We start from the raw sequence: 3,782 nt of genomic DNA on the forward strand, positions 1-3,782 counted from the left end.
AGCCTTATCCCGGCCAGATCCTTTCTGCTCCAACCCAGAAACCCAAGAAACACACCATGCCTAAATCAGACTTCATGCCCACCGACGACAATGGCAAAGCCAGCCTGTTCGTCCTCTTCCGTGACAACGTCGGCCAGTATCTGGCCGGTCTCGGCATCGCCGCCAATGACCCTGACATCGTGCAGCAGGCCGCCGATGCCACCCGCTTCCGTGCCATCGTGGACTTCTGCGGCAACATGCAGAATGCCGCGCAGGGCTGGACTGCCGAGAAAAACTACGAGCGCGACGGCGGCGACTCTGCTCCTGCCGGACAGATCGTGCCCGAGCTTCCCGCCGGCTTCCCCGCTGCGGTGCCCGCTGGCATCGTGCGGCGTTTCCGTGAGCTGGTGAAGCGCCTCAAGGCCAGCAAGAATTATACTCCCACCATCGGCCAGGCCCTCGGCATCGAAGGCACCGTGCAGACCGGCCCGGACCTCGCCATCATCCAGGCCGTGCTCACGCTCGCCATCGTCGGCAGCGCCGTGCTCATCGGCTGGGGCTGGCAGGGCTTCAGCGCCTTCCTCGACATGCTGGAAATCCAGGTGGACCGCAACGACGGCAAAGGCTGGGTCTTCCTGACCTACGACACCACGCCGAATTACACCGACTCCTACCTGCTGCCCGCCACGCCGACGAAGTGGAAATACCGCGCCATCTACCGTGTGGGCGATGCGCAGGTGGGCCAGTGGAGCAACACCGTGGAGATCGTGGTGGGAGGTTAAAAGCACTCCAGAGCTTTAGCTCGACTTCTGTTTCACCTGCTGCCACGCTTTCACCGAGCGAGCTAAAGCTCATCACTACATTCCTCTCCCGCCATGATCCGCCAACTCCTCCCTGCTGTTCTATTCGTTGCCCTCCTCAACACGGTGCATGCTGCGTCGCCGCCGGAGCTGATGGCGTTGCAGCAGCAGTATGAGTTTCTCGTCGCTGAGCGTGTGACGACTCCGTATGACATGGGGATGGAAGCACTGAATGCCAAGTTCCTGATGGCACTCACCAGTGCCGGAGATGAGGCCAAGAAAGCCGGGAAACTGCCCGAGGCGCTGGCGATTGAGGAAGACAAGAAGCTCATCAGCAGCAAGCAGCCGCTGCCGGAGAAGGATGACGAGACGACCCCGGCCTCCTTGAAGAAACTGCACGCCGTTTACCGCCTGGAGTCGGCGAAACTCGCCCAGCAGCGCACGGCTGCTCATGCAGCCCTGCTGCCTGCCTACACTGCGAAGCTGAAAGAGCTGGAGAGCACCCTGACCAAGGGCGACCGCCTGGCGGAGGCGAAGGAAGTCATGCAATATCGTGAAGGACAGGGGACAGCGGTGACACCTCTAGTAGTTGGCAAGGAGTTCACTAACAGCCTGGGTATGAAGTTTGTGCCGGTGAGAGGTACGGATGTCTTGTTCTGTATCCATGAGACGCGACGTCAGGATTATGCCAAATTTTCCAATGAAGTGCCCAACGTGAAGGGGGACTGGAAGACCCAGCAAGCGGACGGCATCCCGGTCAGCGACAAAGATGACCATCCGGTCGTGAGCGTTGGCTACGAGGACGCACGGGCCTTCTGTGTATGGCTTAGCAGAAAGGAAGGTAACACTTATCGTCTGCCCACGGACAAAGAATGGAGCATCGCTGCGGGAATCGAGAGCAAGGAGAGATGGACGAAAGACAGCACGCCTGAAAGTTTAAACGGCAAACTGGAAAATGAGTTCCCTTGGGGGAGCAACTTCCCGCCGAAGACCAAAGATAGAGCGGGGAACTACGCCGACACTGCGTGGAAAGAAAAATTCCCGAAGGAAACATTCGTTGACGGCTATACCGATGGCTTCCCCACTTCGGCACCGGTGATGAGCTTCAAGCCCAACAAACACGGCCTTTACGATATGGGTGGCAATGTGTGGGAGTGTGTGGAGGACTGGTGGAATGCAGCAAAGATAGATCGCGCCATTCGAGGCAGTTCCTGGCGCGGTCGTGGCTCCCGTGATTTGCAATCTTCCAACCGCGTTCTCACCAAGCCTGACGGTCGCCTTTTCGATGACCGTGGCTTCCGTGTGGTGCTGGAACAAAAGGCACCGTAGTCATCTAGTGCCTGCGGTTTGATCTCAAGGGGCGTGCCGTTTGGCCTTGGAGGTGCCGCCTTTCCAGATGTCGTATTTTGGATCGGCGTATTGGGTGAAGAAGGCGTCGAGCTGTTTGGCGAGGTCGGCTTTGGTTTCCTCGGTGCCGGGCTGGCCGTATTGGTTGAAGCGTTCCAGAGGGTCGGAGTGCATGTCGTAGAGTTCGAAAGGGCCGCTGGGGAAGCGGGCGACGTATTTCCAGCGCTGGGTGCGGATGGCGCGGGTGGTTTCCATTTCGTAGAAGATGGTGTTGTCCCAGTTGGTGAGTTTTTGGCCGCGCAGGGCGGGGGAGAAGTCACGGCCGGGGGATTGGGGCTGTTGCGGCATTTTTTCAGCGAGACCGAGATGGGCGAGGACGCTGGGCATGAAGTCGTAGTTGCTGACGAGGGCATCACAGGTCTGCGCGGCGGGGATTTGGCCGGGCTGGCGGATGATGAGCGGGATCTGCATCATGAGTTCGTGTGCGCCGATGGGGCGGAAGTGGTCGCCCATGCCCCACATGCCGTTCTGGCCGCCCATCCAGCCTTGATCGCTGGAGAAGACGACGAGGGTGTTGTCATCGAGGCCGTTGGCTTTGAGTGCGGCCATGATCGCGCCCACGCCATCATCGACACCACTGACTTCGCAGGCCACGCGACGACGTGCGGCGGCGGTGTTGTGGAATTCTTTGTTGGCGAACTGCCAGGGGTGCATGGCATCGCGCGGGAAGGAATGCAGCTCTTTGTCGGCGTAGTAGGCGGCGTGGCGGTTCTTGGACTCGTTGAGCATGAGCTTGCCGAGCGAGTAGGGGCCGTTGTAGGCGAGATAGAGGAAAAATGGCTTCTCTTTGTGCTGCTTGATGAACTCGATGCCTTTGCGCGTCCACAGGTCGGTGGTGTAGCCGGGTTCGTTGCGCAGTTGGCCGTCTTCGATGATTTGTTGGTCGTAAAACTCGCGGGTGCTGCCGTCGGGCTTGGTGGTCCAGGTGGTGAAGCCTTCGCTGGGCGTCATGTTCGCGCCGAGATGCCATTTGCCGCTGAGGCCACAGGTATAACCGGCATCGCGGAGCACTTCGCCGAGGGAGGTGAATTCGTTGAGCGTGTTGTAGGCCGCCGGTCCCATCATGAATTTGGGATCGAGGAAGGAATGCAGGCCGTGCTGCGACGGAATGAGGCCGGTGAGGAAGGTAGCGCGGGTTGGGGAGCACACGGGGTTGCTGCTGAGCGCATGCGTGAAGCGAATGCCTTCGGCGGCGAGTTTGTCGATGTGCGGGGTGCGGATGTCGGGGTTGCCGTAGCAGCCGAGGGTCCAGGCACCTTGGTTGTCGGTGAGGATGAAGACGAGGTTCGATGGCCTCTGAGCCGCTGTGGCGGGTAACAAGCCGAGTAGCAGCAGGACGAGGGAGCAGATGGCCTTCATGACAGGGAAACGGGCGCCGGAAGAGCGAACTTGGTGCGGTCGTCCCTGGCCATGTCCTGCTGCTGCTGGAGCCAGGCGGCAAGATCAAGGAACAGACGGGCCGCACGCCAGTCAGATAACGCCGCCGCGTATTCGCATCTTTGAATTTACAGAATGATGGTTACAAAATGATGAGAGTGTCCGGAAATTCAGGAATCATTCTGTGACCATCATTCTGTTCGAGGTTTGACAGCGGGG

General features: G+C 59.5%; 3 protein-coding genes. 2 read left to right on the forward strand and 1 reads right to left on the reverse strand.

Translation table 11 applies throughout. The annotated features are described in order from the left end of the window. Positions 1-761, forward strand: a 761-nt coding sequence (locus ACKVY0_RS00005; RefSeq protein WP_409212725.1) for a hypothetical protein, incomplete at its 5' end; no start/stop codon positions are given. 93 nt (positions 762-854) lie between these two features. Next, the gene (locus ACKVY0_RS00010; RefSeq protein ID WP_409212726.1) at positions 855-2,108 is read left to right on the forward strand and encodes a formylglycine-generating enzyme family protein; all 1,254 of its coding nucleotides are present in this window, start codon (positions 855-857) and stop codon (positions 2,106-2,108) included. A gap of 24 nt (positions 2,109-2,132) precedes the next feature. Here ACKVY0_RS00010 and ACKVY0_RS00015 read toward each other — a convergent pair whose 3' ends face one another. After that, positions 2,133-3,545 carry a sulfatase gene (locus ACKVY0_RS00015; protein ID WP_409212727.1) on the reverse strand — a complete coding sequence of 471 codons (1,413 nt, stop codon included), beginning with the start codon at positions 3,543-3,545 and terminating at the stop codon, positions 2,133-2,135. Positions 3,546-3,782: the final 237 nt, after the last annotated feature.

Origin of the sequence: Prosthecobacter sp., assembly GCF_046154365.1 — a bacterium.
Lineage (GTDB): Bacteria > Verrucomicrobiota > Verrucomicrobiia > Verrucomicrobiales > Verrucomicrobiaceae > Prosthecobacter.

Excerpts from the sequence above, each read along its gene's own strand:
- ACKVY0_RS00010 (WP_409212726.1), top strand. The coding sequence starts at position 855 with ATGATCCGCCAACTCCTCCCTGCTGTTCTATTCGTTGCCCTCCTCAAC.
- ACKVY0_RS00015 (WP_409212727.1), bottom strand. The coding sequence starts at position 3,545 with ATGAAGGCCATCTGCTCCCTCGTCCTGCTGCTACTCGGCTTGTTACCC.